We start from the raw sequence: 17,426 nt of genomic DNA on the forward strand, positions 1-17,426 counted from the left end.
ACTAAGGATATGGTTTGCGTACTTACGACAAGCCCTCAGACCAAAAGACAGGGGGAGCTGCGATGGATTTTTTAGGGAAACTGGAACAGTACCGACAGCGTGGTCAAGAACTCGCGTGGAGCGGGTCCTTTCGTGAGTACCTCGCCCTGGTCAAAGCGCGGCCCTACATCACTCAACTCTCCCACTCGCGCATCTACAACATGATCGTCAGCGAAGGCGTCGTAGAAAACGAAGATGTCCGCCGCTACAAGTTTTTTGAACAGGATATTTTCGGCCTGGACCGGACCCTCGAAACCCTCGTCGAAGAATACTTTCACTCTGCTGCCCGGCGCACGGAAGTGCGTAAGCGCATTTTGCTGCTCATGGGGCCTGTCTCTGGCGGGAAGTCCACCATCGTCATGATGCTTAAACGCGGCATGGAGCGCTTCAGCCGCACCGAACAAGGCGCCATCTTCGCGATTGCCGGTTGCCCCATGCACGAAGAGCCGCTCCACTTAATACCCGAGGAACTGCGCGGCGACTTTCAGCGCGAATACGGCGTGTATATCGAAGGGAGCCTTTGCCCTCATTGCCGCATGCGCATGGAAACGGAATGGCACGGGCGCATCGAAGATGTTACGGTTGAACGCATCTTTCTGTCGGAAGAAAACCGCATCGGCATCGGCACCTTCAGCCCCTCAGACCCGAAAAGCCAGGATATTGCCGATCTGACCGGTTCCATCGACTTTGCTACCATCGCCGAATACGGCTCGGAATCAGACCCGCGGGCCTACCGTTTTGACGGAGAACTCAATAAAGCCAATAGAGGTTTAATGGAATTCCAAGAAATGTTAAAAGCGGATGAAAAATTCCTTTGGCACCTTTTATCCCTTTCCCAAGAAGGCAACTTCAAAGCCGGGCGCTTCGCGTTGATCAGCGCCGACGAACTGATCGTCGCGCATACCAACGAAAACGAATACAAAAGCTTTGTCAGCAACAAAAAAAATGAAGCGCTCCTTTCCCGCATGATCGTCGTCAAAATCCCCTATAACCTCAAAGTCAGCGACGAAGTGAAAATCTACGAAAAACTGATCGGCCAATCCGATCTCCAACATATCCATATCGCACCGCACGCCTTGCACACGGCCGCTATTTTTTCCGTGCTGTCCCGGCTGAGCGAATCCAAAAAACAGGGGATGGACCTCGTCAAAAAGATGCGCCTCTACGATGGGGAGGCCGTCGAAGGCTTCAAACCCAAAGACCTTACGGAACTCCAGAATGAATCGCCTGATGAAGGCATGAGCGGTGTGGACCCCCGTTACGTGATCAACCGCATCTCCACAGCGCTGATCCGCAAAGACACGGTCTGCATCAATGCCCTCGATGTGCTGCGGGCGCTCAAAGACGGCCTCGATCAGCACCCCTCGATCAGCAAAGAAGAACGGGAGCGCCTCCTTAACTTTATCGGCGCCGCCCGCCGCGAGTTTGACGATATGGCCAAAAAAGAAGTGCAAAAAGCCTTTGTCTACGCTTACGAAGAATCAGCGAAAACCATCTTGTGCAACTATCTCGACAACGTTGAAGCCTTTTGCAACGCCAGCAAGCTCAAAGACCCAATCACCGATGAAGAGCTCGATCCCGATGAAAAATTAATGCGCTCTATCGAAGAACAAATTGGCATCAGCGAAAACGCCAAAAAAGCCTTCCGCGAAGAAATCCTGATTCGCCTTTCCACCTACGCCCGCAAAGGCAAATCCTTTGAATATACCTCCCACGAACGGCTCAAAGAAGCCATTGAGAAAAAGCTCTTTGCCGATCTGAAAGACGTCGTCAAGATCACCACGTCCACGCGCACGCCCGATGGCACGCAACTCAAGCGAATTAATGAAGTAACCGCTCGCTTAATTGAAGAACATGGGTACTGCCCGGCCTGCGCCAACGAACTTTTGCGCTACATCGGATCGCTGCTCAATCGATAGAAGGAGGGAGGCTCTTGCGATCACCGATCCCGCCCGGCGGCCCTCATCCTTCCCAGTCTGTACAACTCGCCGATGAGATTCCCCTCTCCACCCAGGGCGACTTCAGCATTTCCCGGGAAGACTGGTCGCTCCATCGGAAAGGCCAAATCGACCAGGCCCGTCATCAGACCCGCGTCAAAGAAGCCCTGCGGAAAAATCTGCACCAGATCATCGCCGAAGAAGGCATCGTTCTCAGCGACGGCAAAAAAACGATTAAAGTACCCATCCGCTCGCTGGAAGAATATCGGTTTCGTTATGATCACAACAAACAAAAGCATGCCGGCCAAGGTGACGGCGACAGTGCCGTCGGCGATGTGATCCGGCGTGATCCCGGCGGCAGCGGCGGTAAAAGTACCGGCGGTGCCGGATCGGACCCGGGCCTTGACTACTACGAAACGGAAGTCAACATCGAAGAGCTTCAGGACCTGCTTTTTACCGACCTTAGCTTACCAAACCTGGAGCGCAAGCAATCGCCGGAGTTGGAAACGGCCACTTATCAGTTTGTTGATATCCGCAAAAAAGGATTAAGCGGCAACATCGATCGCAAGCGTACGCTGCTGGAAGCGTTCAAACGCAATGCCCGTTTCGGCAAACCGGGCTTTTCACCGGTCACGCAAGACGATCTGCGCTATAAAACGTGGGAAATCCAGCCGCAATACGAATCCAACGCCGTGGTGCTGGCCATCATGGACACTTCGGGGTCCATGGGCTCCTTTGAAAAATACATTGCCCGCACCTTTTTCTTTTGGATGACCCGGTTTTTGCGTACCAAATACCGCGCCGTGCAGATCCGTTTTATCGCCCACCATACGGAAGCCAAAGAAGTGACAGAAGAAGAGTTTTTCACCAAAGGTGAATCCGGCGGTACCCGTTGTTCTTCGGCGTACCAATATGCCTTGCAGTTGATCGATGCCCACTATCCACCGAAGGATTATAATATTTATGCCTTTCACTTTTCCGACGGCGATAACCTTTCGACGGACAACGAACAATGCGTACGCTTGATTCAGCAACTCTTGGAAAAAACCAATCAGTTTGGTTACGGTGAGATCGTTCGTTCCCATTTTTCCAGCAGCTTAATGAATGCCTTACGGAAAATTCAGCATCCCCATTTTACCGCCTTAACCGTCCGCGAACGAGGCGAAGTCTATCATGCCCTTTGTACCTTTTTCAAACCAACGCCAGCGGTCCCTTGACGGGTTGGCATAGTCCCAAGGGGATGTACCATCAACAAACCATCAATAAATAGGAAGCGTCCGGCTTGAACAGCAGCGGGCGCTTTTTTTTGTTGTAAGAATCCTGTAAGTAGCCAGTGGTAGCATGGGCAATAATAAGTATGTCCATGGAAGTTATGGTTCGAGAAATCGTAATTATCGCGCTCAGTTGGGGGGGTGGGGAAAATGCCAAGAATGGCCATTACCATGAAATATCAGCAAGGACAGCGGATTGCTGAAGATGTCTATATGCAAGACGGACGCTTGGTATTTCCTAAAGGTACATTGTTGACGCAAACCATATATAACCAGATTCGCCAATGGGAAAAATCTGGTTTGTTGCTTAGTTCCGAAACCACCGACAACTATGAACAACAATATACGTCCCTGCGACGCCCTGACTATTGTGAAACGTATATTCAATCGTTGCTGGAAGGTGTCGATGATCTCTTTGAAAAGATACGCAAAGGAGACGCGATCAAAGAGAATCAACTGCGTGATTTGGCGAAAGATATCTATATCAATGTACATGCGGACGAGCGGCTCAGCATGCGCGTGCCGCGGGGGTGGACGCCGGAAAACTACATCGTTCATCACTCCGTCGATGTTTGCTTGCTAAGCGCTGTGATTGCTTTGCATCTGGGGTTACCGGAAGCGGAAACCGTCGAATTGATTACCGGGGCGCTGCTCCATGATCTCGGTATGTATGATATGCCCCAGTATCTCATGAAGAAAAAAGGCAAATTATCACCGCCGGAATTGGCCAGTTTGCATCAACATCCGACCCGGGGTATTGAAAAAATCGAAAAAAGCGGCATCAAACTAACGCCGAATGAACGTGCTTGTATCCTTTCCCATCATGAGCGCACGAATGGGCAAGGGTACCCGCAGGGCTTACCTTATGCGTTGATCCCCCTAGGCGCGCGCATCGTCGCCGTGGCGGACAGCTTCTCCGCAATGACTGCCCAACGGGCCTATCGGAACCGTATGGATTATTACCGGGCCATTTATGAGATCAGTGATGGCGACGGGGGACATCTGGATCGCCACGTAGTTCACGTTTTATCGGGCCAATTGCGCCATCTTATCCTCAATACACGGGTTCGGCTCTCCACCGGTGAGATCGGTTACGTTGTCGAATTTCATGAGAACAATCCCTTGCAACCATCGGTGCTGATTACGGAAGACGCGCAAGGCCAGCCGGTAGTCAGTCGGTATTTGCGTAATCTTCAAGAAAAGCAAACCGTGTTTATCCAAGCAGTGATGGATGCACATGAAACTTGAAATTCTTTTTACAAAATCGTCAAAAACCGTTGACAAAATCACAGGGCAGGCGTAGGATATAACCAAGAGGAACAGCCAGAGGGGCTGGCCCCAACGTCTAGAAATAGACGGTGGGCAGAGGACAGCGGAACGCATGGCTGAGCCTCATCATAACCCGGTCAGCCAGACCGGAAGAGGGACGTACCTTAAGAAAGGTAGGTCCCTCGCTATTTTATGGCAGAAAAAAAGGGGAATCCCTCGCTTCGCTTGCATAGACATAAGCAGAGGAGGGATGCCTATGGCACAGGACCCAACCCAAGCGACCATGCAGCGCATGGCCGTCTCAATTCCCCAGATCATGGCCATCGCGCGCAATTTTGGTCTTGACTTTTATGATATGCGCTTTGAGATTTGTCCCGCCGAAGTGATTTATACCTTAGGCGCATACGGTATGCCGACGCGCTTTAATCATTGGTCCTTCGGCAAAACCTTTCATAAGATGAAGATGGCCTACGACTTTAACCTGTCGCGCATTTATGAACTGGTCATTAACTCCAATCCCTGCTACGCTTTTTTGCTGGAAGGCAACACGGCCATTCAAAATGAATTGATTGTTGCCCATGTTCTTGCTCATTGTGATTTTTTCAAGCACAACTGTGCTTTTGCCGGTACGGCTCGGTACATGGTGGATTCCATGGCCGCATCGGCGGACCGGATTCGCAACTACGAGTTCCAGTACGGATTGGACAATGTGGAAAAGTTCCTCGATGCAGCGATGGCCATTCAAGAACATATCGATCCTCACTATCGAACGATCAAGCAGCCTGCTCCAACGAAGCTTGGCCCAAGCCCGGCCCAAGCCGCCAGTGATCCGGCCGAATCACCGGCCGTATTAAGCCCAAGCCCGGCTGGGGCCAGTAAAGACGCAGCCGATGCAGGCAAAAAAGCTGCAGAATCCGGCAAAGATCCCGTGAAACCACGTAGACCGGCGCAACCTCAAAAAGATCTTCTCCTGTTTATCATGGAGCACGGTCATTTTCTCACCGAATGGCAGCAAGACATTCTTTCAATTATACGCAGTGAAATGTGCTATTTTTGGCCGCAGATGCGTACCAAAGTGATGAATGAGGGGTGGGCCACTTTTTGGCATTTAAGGATCATGCGGGAAATGGACGTCAGTCCTGCCGATGATTGGGAATGGGCCAAAATGCACGCTCAGGTGGTGCAACCGTCGAGGCAATCGCTGAATCCCTACCATCTGGGATTACGTATCTTTGAAGATATTGAACGACGGTGGGGGCGGGAGAAGATCTTCGAAGTTCGTGAGATGGAAACCGATACGGCCTTCCTGCGCAATTACCTTACTCGTGAACTGGTTGACGAACTGGATTTGTACCTGTACAAAAAGGTCGGCAATCAGTGGCAGATCGTGGAGAAAAACTGGGAAGCCATTCGCGATGAGTTGGTCCATCGCTTGACCAACGCCGGCTTCCCGACGATCTATGTGGAAGACGGTGACGAAAACCGTGCCGGTGAACTGCGGCTTCGTCATGCTTTCGAAGGCGTCGAGTTGGATATCCCCTATCTGGAACGAACATTGCCTCACGTCTATACGCTGTGGGGACGGACGGTTCATTTTGAAACGGTATTGGAAGGGAAGAAAGTGCTCTTCTCTTATAATGGGGAAAAGGTACAACGCAAGTACATTTAGGCGTGGGCCACTCCGCTGCAAAGAGGCAACAGGCCTTTTTAAGGCGCATCACAAGACCCATCCCAAGGAGCACTCAGTCGCAAGATGGGGTGCTCCTTGGCTTTTCTGGAAAACCAAGTACAAGATCATATCGACAAGGATTTTTTAGAGTTTTGTAGAAAAAAAGAAATACATCGCTTGAGGAGGAGGCTGTTCATGTTCACGAAGTGGGTCAAGAAAGTCGTCCTCGTTTGCGCTGTCTCCTTGCTTGGTACACTTGCTATCGGATGTGGTGGCAGCGGAACGCCCGCGTCTACTTCCGGCGGCAGTGCGGCAACCCCGAGTACGGCAACCTCGGCGAGTAGCGACATGCTCAAAACGATCCAAGACCGGGGCTACCTCATTGCCGGCGTCAAACACGATGTGCCCGCGATGGGCCAACTCAGACCGGGGGGACTAGAACCCGAAGGTTTTGAAATTGATTTGATGAAAGCATTAGCCAAAAAGATCTTCGGCGATGAAAACAAAATCAAATTGGAAAAAGTGGAGTCTAAGACGCGCATCTCCATGCTACAAAACGGTCAGGTTGACATCGTTGCCGGCACAACGACGATTACCGAAGAGCGCAAGCAACAAGTGGACTTCTCTGACGTTTATTTTCTGGCCGGTCAATCGTTGCTGGCCCAAAAAGGTGGCTCGGTCCAGAGCGTGAATGACTTGAAAGGCAAAGTCGTCGCGACGGTCCAAGGTTCTACCAGTGCCATGAACATTCGCCAAATGGCACCGGATGCGCAAGTTTTGGAATTTCCAACGTACACGGAAGCCTTCCTTGCCCTCAAGCAAGGCCGAACTGACGCGATGACCACCGATAACTCGATCCTCATGGGCTTTGCGGCCAATGAACCGGACTATGAACTGATGGGCGGCCCCTTTTCCCAAGAACCCTATGGACTGGCCTTTCAAAAGGGCCACCCGGAATGGGTCAAATATTGCAATGACTTTTTGAAAGAAATGAAAGACAGCGGCAAGTACGCTGAACTGTATAAGAAATGGTTCAAAGCCGAACCGCCGAAATAATCGAGTTATGTTATATCGAAGCCAAAAGGGAGTGGACAGCCGATTCACTCCCTTTTATGTATCGTCGTCGCTTAAATGATAGGGATTTTTTTTGCTATAAGAAGGAATCTAATCGTTGATCTAGAATAATGTTCACGTTATTGCTTATACAAATTATCAACATACCGTAGACAATGGCCGAGCCGATCGGGTACCACTCGGAGAGCATCGCTGGATGATACTCAAGGATTTGAGGTAAAGAAGGTGGAGACATGCAAATTAATGAAGTACCGGAGGTATCCCAAGATCTTTGGGTCTTAGTTATCGGTGCTTCGGCCGGCGGTTTGCGGGCAATTCAAGAAGTACTTAATCGGTTAACACCGGATGAGAATTTAGCCGTTTTTGTGGTGCAGCATTTATCCCCACGGTATCCTTCCCACTTAACATCGATCTTAAAACGAACGGCATCGATGGAAGTGAAAGAAGCCGTTCACCAAGAGATGATCAAAGGCGGCACGATTTATGTAGCGACGCCGAATCATCATTTGGTGCTTCATGATCAACGGATCCTTCTCGATGGGGAATCGGAGAAAGTCAAATTTGCCCGGCCATCCATTGATGTGCTTTTTGAATCGGCAGCGCAAGTCTACGGATCCAAAACGATCGGCTTAATTCTCTCCGGTACGGGATCGGACGGCAGCAATGGGATTATCAGCATCAAAGAGCATGGCGGATTTACCATCGCGCAGGAGTCGTCCAACTCTTGTTATAACGCGATGCCGCAAAATGCGATTAATACGGGAGCCATCGATTTTGTTCTTCCCCTCAATGAAATCCCGCGAATCATCTCCCAGATTATTAAAGATACTGATTCGGTCAACGACGAGTTAAAGCTCGATGAACACTTGGCGATCATCGAGTTATTGCGCCGCAACTTGAATGTAGATGTATTGAATTATCGGCGATCGACCTTCAAGCGGCGCGTGCGCAAGCGCATGACCCAATTACATATGGATACGATCCAAGAGTACATCGATTATCTGCGTTCCCACCCGGAAGAGGCGGAAGAACTGCATGATGATCTCCTGATCAACGTGACCCACTTTTTGCGCGATGAAGGTGCCTTCGATTCGCTGCGCGATAATATTCTTAGCCCGCTCATTGAAAAGATTGGCAATGGTGAAACCTTGCGAATCTGGTCCGTCGGGTGCTCCACCGGAGAAGAACCGTACTCCATCGCCTTTATCGTGGCGGATCTGCTGGAGCAGGCCCGTAAAAATATCGAAGTGAAGATCTATGCCACCGATCTCGATGAACCGGCTATCCTGGAAGCACGGCGCGGCATTTACAACGAAAGCAAAGTACGATCGATGCCGGAAGGATACAAAGACAAATACATGATCGCTTCCGGAGAATTCTATAAAGTTAAAAAACAAATTCGCTCCTGGGTGATCTTCGGCGTACAGGACATTACGCACTCAGCCCCCATCGCCAAGGTCGATGTGATCGTTTGTCGCAATATGTTGATTTACTTTGAAAAAGAGCTCCAGAAAAAGATTCTCACCATGTTCCATTATGCGCTCAACCCCGGGGGCTATCTGTTCTTAGGTAAATCGGAAACCACCTCGATCTTGCCGGAGCACTTTGAAGCGATTGATCGCCGGTGGAAACTGTATAAATCGCGACCGGTGTTAGGGCACCGCATTCCCTTTATACGCAATCGCAATACCTGGCTGGAACAAGCGCCAAATGAACCGCAACTGAACATGCGCAAGGTCAGCGAGATCGTCGTGGAAAATATTCCTTCGCCGATCCTCGTGTTTAATGAAACGCTGGAATTGATCCTCTATAATCGCCGCGGCCAAGATATGCTGCAAGGCATGGGCCTTTTTGATGAAACCGGCGCGGTCCGGGCCGAGCATGTGGCACTGGAGATTTTTAATACTGCTATCCAATCGGAGATCAAAGAAACAATCACAACGGGGATCAACATGGCCCCGCGGGAAATTACTTTGCCTCATAAAGACATCCAGCGCAACTATCTGCTCAGCATCATGCTGGATAACGACGAGGGCCGCCGTGCAGTGCTGATTGCGCTTTTTATGCCGCTTTCACGGCGCTCTCATACCATAAACTATGTCATCAATCACCCGATGGATAACATCGAAAAGGAACTGGAAGATGCCATTACCTTGGCCGAGGAGTTACAAGCGGCCAATGAAGAGCTCGAAACTACCAATGAAGAACTGCAAGCCGCCAACGAGGAACTGGAAACAACCAATGAAGAGCTCGAGGCATCGAACGAGGAACTAGAGACGACCAACGAAGAACTGGAAGCGGCGAATGAAGAGTTAGAGACGATCAACGAAGAACTGGAAGTACGAACCTTAGAACTGCAATCAGTCTCGGGACTTAAGAATTCGGTGTTGTCGAGTATCAATGTAGCCGTCATCGCCGTGGATATGGAAGGCAGCATTCTGGAGTGGAATCCGGCGGCGTCGCAGCTTTTTGATGTGCCTAATTACAAAGCGCTGCAGCGCAATCTTTTCAGCATGCCTTTACCACCGGAATTTGGCGATATGAAGCTGTATCTTGAGCGGTTGGCCGCCGGCCATGCCGAAGCGCTTAATCACATTGTAACGACGTGGCACAAAAAAACGCTCCATGTGGATTACGTACCGCTGCACAATGAAGAGCTCGATGTGGCTGGTTTGCTGATTGTCGCTTATGATATTACAGAACAACATGCACTGCAATTAAAAATTGAAGCGGCCCTCAGCACCGAACGGCGATTAGGCGAAGAACTGATGCTGGCCAAAGCCGATGCTGAACGGGCCAATCACATGAAGACGGAGTTTATCGCGGAGTTATCTCATGACCTGCGCAGTTCCTTGAATGTTGTGCTGGGAATGAGCCAGATGGGGCAAGAGCGAGTTCGGGAAAACAGAAGCGACGACGAAGAGTTCAGTAAAGACGTGGATGAGTATTTCGTGATCACCCAACGAGCGGCAGAGAATCTGTATAATCTCCTGGCGCAGGTACTTGAACTTTCGTCGATCGAACTGGGCAAAAAAACAATTGAAAACAAAGTATTTTCCGCGAACCAGCTGATCGATCAGATTAGTTCCGTCATTGCCTACAAAGCCCGGCGTGCCCAACTGCAATACTTCGTGCAAAATGACATTGAGCCTCGGTATATGATGGAAGCGGATTTTGCCAAGCTTTGTCAGGTGCTGATCAACATGCTGGATAATGCCATTAAGTACTCACAGCCCGAGGGCACGGTGCGGTTTCAACTGATCCGTGAAGGCGATTTTTGTGTGATTACTGTTGCTGACCAGGGGATGGGGATGACGCCGGAAACGTTGAAACGTGTCTTTGATCCCTTTTATCGCGGGAAGGAAGTCAAAGCGGTGGCGGGTACCGGTCTGGGAATGGCCATCACGCATAAACTGGTCAGTGTGTTAGGTGGGGAAATTCGTGTGAGTTCGGTGCTCAACGAAGGAACCCAAGTGGTGGTGCGCGTTCCGGTCCGGTTTGTCCAAGTGCCGCAAGATCCTGTTGCACCGGGCGGGTCGATGGCCGCCAGTTTGCGTGAAAAGTTAAGGGATCGTCATGTACTGATCATCGACAGTGACAACATATCGCAGATCATCTTGCGCCGAGCCATGACGGCACTTGGGATGCATGTCATGGCAGCTATGACAATTGAAGATGCCCTTGTCCAAGCTACCCAACAGCTGCCCGACCTCGTGTTGATGGAGAAAGAATGCGATGACGGCGAAGGAAGCGATTTTGTCGATCAGTGGCTAGCCCGCCATGGCAAGCGGCCACCGGTGTTGTTGGTCACGAGTGATATTTTCCATGTAGGCCTTAACGACGAATGGCGTCAGTATGCCGACGAATTGCTCGGTAAACCCTTGACGCTGGATGAATTACACAAACGCCTGTGGTATATTTTTCAAAAAGAACAAGAGGGATAAACCCCTATAAAGAAAAATGCGCTCCCTGCGTGAACGATGGGCCTTACAGGTCATCGCTTATGCAGGGAGCGCTGTTTTGGGGTGAAGACAGGGGATGTGCAGCACGGGCCGAAAAGTGAGGATTGCGAATCATGAGGATTGCGTATCATAGGGATTTGTTTTTTTGAGCTATGGCCCGTTGTTTGGCAAAAACGTATTGAACGATGCGATCTTGATCGTGGTGTAGGATGTCAAGAAACTCGACACCGGCAACATAGGAGGAGCTTTGCTCCACACGCCGGATTTCTCCCCAGAGGCGCAAGATATCTTGCTCCAGGGGGACATCGATGACGATTTGCTGTCCTATTTCCAACTGAGTTTCACAGGAGAGGCAAACGCCACCACCGGATAAGTTACGCAAATAGGATGGTTCCCACTGCCATTCATTCATCGGTTTGTCTTCTTCGACTTTGGCAAACTGAGTTTGCACACTGAGGGGCAAACGATAAAAATTGCGCCGTTGCAATTTCTCAACTTTCAGCGGCAGTTTTACGGTCATGAGCGGGAGCGGCGATCCTTGTCGTTGGATAATGGTCCCGCGGTAAAGCCAAATGGCGCTGTCAGTGATCTTGCAAAACTCGACCTTCTCACCGATATGCAATGGGATGATTTCGCCTTCTTTGAGGGGCAAGCTAAGAACAATCCCCTCGTCGGTAAAATCTTCGACATGGCTATAATATCTTCCAGCATAGAGACTTTCGTCACTGATCATGATTTGAATCTGATCGTTGATTTTTAATGTTTGATCACTCAATTGTAATGCCTCCCGTTATTCGATTATTCACATCATAAGTTATAAAGAAGCATGACTGTAAAGGGTTGAGTTATATCCTTTTATCTGTTAAATTGTAAACAATAGAAAGTCGAAATACTGTTATTTTATCATGGACGATATCCGAATATAAGTCAATAAAAAAATAATGTTATGTTATAGAAGTTGGTAATGAACGGATCTCATCTTCGGTTAAAATTTTAGTTACAAATACAGTGAGAGCTTTCATCAAATTGACCTCATATTTCTTCGGGATGATCATCCCGCTTTGATCAATGAAGCAGCGCACCACCGGGCGTGTTGGATAGGCTTTGGGCACATCGATGATAACACCAATTTCGCCGGTACTGAGCGAAACGGTGCTGCCGATCGGATAGATGGCGATATTCTGTAAAAAGAGCCCCGTGATTTCCGGATCCAGTTCGCTGGTGCTGATCGCCATGACTTTTTCATAGGCTTCATAGGGAAAAAGACCGCGATGATAAACACGATCCGAGACAAGTGCATCATAAATATCGGCAATCATCACGATGCGGGCATATTCATGAATGGCCGAGCCTTTTAAGCCGCGGGGATAACCGGTACCGTCAAAGCGTTCATGATGTTGAAACGCCACATGGGCGGAAAGGAGGGAAACCTCGATGCGCTGTTTGCGCAAGATGGAAAAACCGTGCTCGGCATGCTTTTGGATTGCAAGGCGCTCTTCCGCGGAATATAAGCCGGGCTTATTGAGCAACTCAATGGGGATCAGCATCTTGCCAATATCGTGGAGCAATGCACCGCAGGCCAGATCGTGCAATTGCAGTTCATTATAGCCCATGGTAATTCCGGTCATGAGGGCAAGAATGGCGACATTGACGGAGTGACCGAAGGTATAGGAGTCAAAGGAGCGAATATCGGCAGCATGGTAAAGCATATTAGGATTGGCGAGCACTTCATCGATGATATCGCAAACGACTTTTTTAATTTGTTTTGGCTCAAAGGCGGGATTTTGGGTAAGTTGGATCTTTTGAAAGCTCTTGCGAATTTGATCGTCTGCGTTGCGACGAATTTGTTCGCTGACTACTTCGGGGATTTCAAGGTCATTTGTCCAAGCAGATTTCACATAAATTGCGGGGATTCCAAATTCATGCAGTCGGTGAATAAAATTGGGTGTGAGTGTTACACCGGCACTGAGAAGAATGCGCCCATCGGAACTGTAGATATTGCGAGCAAGAACAACGCCAGGCTCGGCAAAATCGAGTGAGATTTTGTGCATGTTGCTACACCTGCGCTTTCTGGATACCAACTAATACAAGTGTACGATGTCCATTTCTTTTTGCCTAGGGGATTTCCCTACCGGTAGGGTAAAATAAGCCAATAGTCTAAAAAAAGATTATTCTGAATTTTTAAAAAACGGTATTGACAGAGAGGTGGTGAGACGATAGAATTTCATTACGTCGTACAGCAGTACAGACAGCACGCTCAGAACAGATAATTATCCAAATTATCTGAAGATTGGGCCAATAATGGGAAAGGAGTTGTGTCTAATGAGTGAAACAAAAGCGGTTCCTGTAGGGGATGCTCGTTGGGCGCACCCCACGAAGGCGCAGGGGCCGAATGAGATGGAATCTCAATGGAAGGAAATCAGTGAAAGTCCAGAGTTCAAAGGATTGATGTCGGCGAAGGCTAAATTTCTGATTCCCGCGATTCTTTTTTCTTTCGCTTACTATTTTATGTTGCCCATCAGCGTCGGGTATTTCCCACAAATCATGAACAAGAAGATTATTGGACCGATTAACCTTGCTTATCTGTTTGCGTTGTCTCAATTTTTTGTCGCTTGGGCCGTTGCTTTTGTCTACGCACATGTGGCCGGCAATCATTTTGATGTTACCGTCGATGCGATCAAAGCAAAATATCGGGGGAGGAGCGCACGATGAAATTAATCACCTATGGGTTGTTTGGATTAATTGTTGCCATCACTTTAGGAATCACCTACTGGGCAGCACGGCGTACCAATTCGACTTCGGAATTTTATGCGGCCGGCGGTAACTTAAACGGTGTGCAAAACGGTTTTGCCATTGCCGGCGATTATATGAGTGCGGCATCCTTTCTCGGGATTGCCGGTTTGATTGCCTTGAATGGTTATGATGGTTTTCTTTACTCTGTCGGTTGGCTGGTTGCTTATATCTCCGTGTTGCTGATTGTAGCCGAGCCGTTGCGTAACTCCGGAAAATACACGATGGCCGATGTGCTGGCTTATCGTCTCAAGCCGAAGCCGGTGCGGACGGCAGCAGCCCTGAGTACATTAACCATTTCCACGGTGTACTTGATCGCCCAAATGGTCGGTGCCGGTAGCCTGATTCAATTACTTATGGGGATTCCTTATGAATGGGCCATTATTATTGTCGGCACGATGATGGTGTTATATGTAGCTTTTGGTGGTATGCTGGCGACCACGTGGGTACAAATCGTCAAAGCTGGCCTTTTAATGACCGGTGCCACGATGATGGGGATCATGGTCATGTGGAAGTTCAACTTTAATGTCGTTGATTTCTTCCAAGTGATTTCGAATAAATACGGTCAAGACTTCCTTGAGCCGGGTAAACTGTACAAAAACCCGATTGAAACGATTTCGCTGGGCCTGGCGCTTGTACTGGGTACGGCAGGTATGCCGCACATCTTGATGCGCTTTTACACGGTGCCGACGGCCAAAGTAGCGCGGCAATCGGTGATCTGGGCGATGGTGTTGATCGGTGCGTTCTACATCCTGACGACCTTCCTCGGTTTTGGCGCAGCCGCTTTCATGACGCCGGAGTTTATCAAGTCCTTTGATAAAGGCGGTAACATGGCAGCGCCGTTGCTGGCCCAGTTCCTCGGCGGTGGCGCCGGTACCGTCGGTGGGGAAGCGATGCTTTCGTTCATCGTCGCGGTGGCTTTTGCAACGATCTTGGCCGTTGTGGCTGGTTTGACCTTGGCCGCTTCCAGTGCCTTTGCTCATGACTTCTACGTCAACGTGCTCAAAGGCGGACGCGTCGATGAAGCATCGCAATTGAAAGTGGCCCGTATGGCGACTTTCGGTGTTGGTGCTGCAGCTATTGCGTTGGGGCTCTTATCGAAAGGGCAAAACGTGGCGCACTTGGTGGCTCTGGCCTTCGCTGTTGCTTCGGCAGCCAATGTGCCGGTTGTCGTTTTCTCGGTCTTCTGGAAAAAGTTCAACACGGCCGGTGCGGTTACGGGGATCATCGTCGGCTTAGTGTCCTCGATTGGTCTCGTGGCTGTCAGCCCCAACTACTTCCCGCCAGAGCAAGCCTTATTCCCGCTGAAAAACCCGGGCATCGTCAGCATTCCGCTGGGCTTCCTCGCTGCTTATGTCGGTGCGTTGCTTTTCCCGGATAAGGAAGCGGAAAGCAAATTCGACGAGCTTTATGTACGGGCCAATACGGGGATCGGTGCTGAAAACTAACCAGCCGTAAACATGATATGGAATTTTTTTCGGTCCCCTGATGACTAGCAGGAAAAAGCAGCGTTGATGAAGAAGCTTAGTCCGTGGTATCAAGGGGATAACCAAATAGTGCACCGCTGGGGGAGCTCGGGTCGGACCGGGCTGAGAGGGAACAGTTGGCGATTGTTCCGACCCTTTTAACCTGATCTGGAAAATACCAGCGTAGGAAAGCGGGAAAGAGCTCATCGTATGAACAAACATGTATATGAGGCCCTTCCTGTCTTATGCAGGAAGGGCCTTTTGCATGGAGCAAATGAAGGAGGAGCAGTCGATGGCGAAGCGGCAGTGGGGCGAGACGTTATACGTGCTTGCCCAAAAAGGTGTAATGACGGAAGAAATGCAACAGGTCGCTGAAAAAGAAGGGGTTTCCCCTGAATATGTGATGAGTGAAGTGGCGGCCGGGCGCGTCGTCATTCCGGTCAATATTGTCCGTCCCCGGGCGCAGTATGACGGGATCGGCAAAGGCTTAACGACTAAAGTCAATGCGAATATCGGTACGTCGTTGGGGACGTCCGGCGTGGAACGGGAGATTCACAAGCTGCAACTGGCGGTGGAGTGTGGTGCTCACGCGGTGATGGATCTCAGTACGGGACCGGATATCGACGGTGTACGGCAAGCGTTGATCAAAGATTGCCCGGTCGCTTTCGGTACGGTGCCGATCTATCAAGCTACGGTGGAGGCCTTGGAAGCATCGGGTGCTTTTATTCACATGACGCCGGAGCAGATGATGGATGCGGTACGTAAGCAAGCGGAAGACGGCGTTGACTTTATGACGATTCACTGCGGATTGACCCGAGAAGCGATCGAGCGCTTGCGTAGCCACCCACGGATTGCCGATATTGTATCGCGGGGCGGATCGTTCTTGACGGGATGGATGCTGCAGCATGACAAAGAAAACCCGTTCTTTGAGCGATTTGATGAGATCTTGGAGATTGCGCGGCGCTATGATATTACGTTAAGCCTCGGTGATGCGTTGCGTCCCGGTTGTGTGGCCGATGCGACTGATCGTGGCCAGATTCAGGAGTTGATCATTTTAGGTGAACTGGTTGATCGCTGCCGTCAAGCCGGCGTGCAGGTAATGGTCGAAGGCCCAGGCCACATGGCACTGCATCAGATCGAGATGAACATCAAATTGCAAAAACGACTTTGTGAGGATGCACCTTTTTATGTGCTTGGACCGCTCGTTACGGATATTGCACCGGGTTATGATCACATCACGTCGGCCATCGGCGGGGCCATTGCGGCATCGGCCGGTGCGGATTTCCTTTGTTATGTCACACCGGCAGAGCATTTGAGTCTGCCGAACGACGAAGATGTGCGTATGGGTGTCATTGCCTCGCGGATCGCCGGGCATGCAGCCGACTTGGCCAAAGGAATTCCTTCGGCTGTTCAACGGGATCGCGCTATGGGGATGGCCCGTAAAGCCCTTAACTGGACGAAACAGCGCGAATTAGCCATCGATCCTCGGCCCTTTGAGGCGCATCCTCATACCCGTACTGAGGAAGGCTGCTCTATGTGCGGCCCCTACTGCGCCATGCGTATCGTCAGTGATCATTTAGGAAAACCGATGACGCATTGTTAGTGAATGTGGAGTAGTTTAATCATCTAAAAACTGTATTAAGAAAAAGATTGACGGCGGTGAGGAGACGTGTTAAGATACTCCTCGCCGCCGAAAACGGTGGTAGCAACTTGGTTCGAATGCCGCTTCTAAAGAGAGGATAAAAAAACCTCTTGCGTAGCACGAATGAGTATGCTAGAATCTATAAATGTCGCCGCGAGTTGAAACAACACGAACGAAGTCGGCACAACTTGGTCCTTGAAAATCAAACAGTTGAAAAAGCGTGATAACCTTTAATTCATTTATTCCAGTTAGTAAGTAAACGAGCTTGACTCGAACACTTCATATTTTATGGAGAGTTTGATCCTGG

At 49.9% G+C, this 17,426-nt stretch carries 11 protein-coding genes and 1 riboswitch; of the genes, 9 read left to right on the forward strand and 2 right to left on the reverse strand.

Going from position 1 to position 17,426, the window contains the following annotated elements; translation table 11 throughout:
• Positions 1-62 precede the first annotated feature (62 nt).
• From EDD73_RS11240 to EDD73_RS11265, 6 genes are all read left to right on the forward strand, one after another.
• Positions 63-1,958 carry a PrkA family serine protein kinase gene (locus EDD73_RS11240; protein ID WP_131919952.1) on the forward strand — a complete coding sequence of 632 codons (1,896 nt, stop codon included), beginning with the start codon at positions 63-65 and terminating at the stop codon, positions 1,956-1,958.
• 77 nt (positions 1,959-2,035) lie between these two features.
• On the forward strand, positions 2,036-3,193 hold the full coding sequence (gene yhbH, locus EDD73_RS11245) for a sporulation protein YhbH (RefSeq protein WP_131919971.1): 1,158 nt from the start codon (positions 2,036-2,038) through the stop codon (positions 3,191-3,193).
• A gap of 204 nt (positions 3,194-3,397) precedes the next feature.
• On the forward strand, positions 3,398-4,495 hold the full coding sequence (locus tag EDD73_RS11250) for an HD-GYP domain-containing protein (RefSeq protein ID WP_131919953.1): 1,098 nt from the start codon (positions 3,398-3,400) through the stop codon (positions 4,493-4,495).
• Between the two features lie 277 nt (positions 4,496-4,772).
• Positions 4,773-6,185, forward strand: a complete 1,413-nt coding sequence (locus tag EDD73_RS11255) for a SpoVR family protein (protein ID WP_131919955.1) — start codon at positions 4,773-4,775, stop codon at positions 6,183-6,185.
• A gap of 195 nt (positions 6,186-6,380) precedes the next feature.
• Positions 6,381-7,241, forward strand: coding sequence for an ABC transporter substrate-binding protein (locus tag EDD73_RS11260; protein ID WP_131919957.1), 861 nt, complete (start codon positions 6,381-6,383; stop codon positions 7,239-7,241).
• A gap of 251 nt (positions 7,242-7,492) precedes the next feature.
• Positions 7,493-11,203, forward strand: a complete 3,711-nt coding sequence (locus EDD73_RS11265; RefSeq protein WP_131919959.1) for a CheR family methyltransferase — start codon at positions 7,493-7,495, stop codon at positions 11,201-11,203.
• Positions 11,204-11,348: 145 nt separating this feature from the next.
• Here EDD73_RS11265 and EDD73_RS11270 read toward each other — a convergent pair whose 3' ends face one another.
• Positions 11,349-11,996, reverse strand: a complete 648-nt coding sequence (locus EDD73_RS11270; RefSeq protein ID WP_131919961.1) for a flagellar brake protein — start codon at positions 11,994-11,996, stop codon at positions 11,349-11,351.
• A gap of 169 nt (positions 11,997-12,165) precedes the next feature.
• A complete protein-coding gene (locus EDD73_RS11275) occupies positions 12,166-13,272 on the reverse strand; it encodes an HD-GYP domain-containing protein (RefSeq protein WP_131919963.1) in 1,107 nt (368 codons plus the stop codon).
• A 271-nt stretch (positions 13,273-13,543) separates the two neighbouring features.
• On the opposite strand from EDD73_RS11275, the gene EDD73_RS11280 reads away from it, so the two are divergent.
• From EDD73_RS11280 to thiC, 3 genes are all read left to right on the forward strand, one after another.
• Complete coding sequence (locus EDD73_RS11280; RefSeq protein WP_207668874.1) at positions 13,544-13,933, forward strand: DUF485 domain-containing protein; 390 nt, start codon at positions 13,544-13,546, stop codon at positions 13,931-13,933.
• Positions 13,930-15,459 carry a solute symporter family protein gene (locus tag EDD73_RS11285; RefSeq protein ID WP_131919965.1) on the forward strand — a complete coding sequence of 510 codons (1,530 nt, stop codon included), beginning with the start codon at positions 13,930-13,932 and terminating at the stop codon, positions 15,457-15,459. Before EDD73_RS11280 ends, EDD73_RS11285 begins: the two co-directional genes overlap by 4 nt.
• A 108-nt stretch (positions 15,460-15,567) precedes the next feature.
• Positions 15,568-15,684: riboswitch (TPP riboswitch) on the forward strand.
• Positions 15,685-15,769: 85 nt separating this feature from the next.
• Positions 15,770-17,080: a phosphomethylpyrimidine synthase ThiC gene (gene thiC, locus EDD73_RS11290; RefSeq protein ID WP_131919967.1), complete on the forward strand. Its 1,311-nt coding sequence runs from the start codon at positions 15,770-15,772 to the stop codon at positions 17,078-17,080.
• Positions 17,081-17,426: the final 346 nt, after the last annotated feature.

This window comes from Heliophilum fasciatum (assembly GCF_004341395.1).
GTDB lineage: Bacteria > Bacillota > Desulfitobacteriia > Heliobacteriales > Heliobacteriaceae > Heliophilum > Heliophilum fasciatum.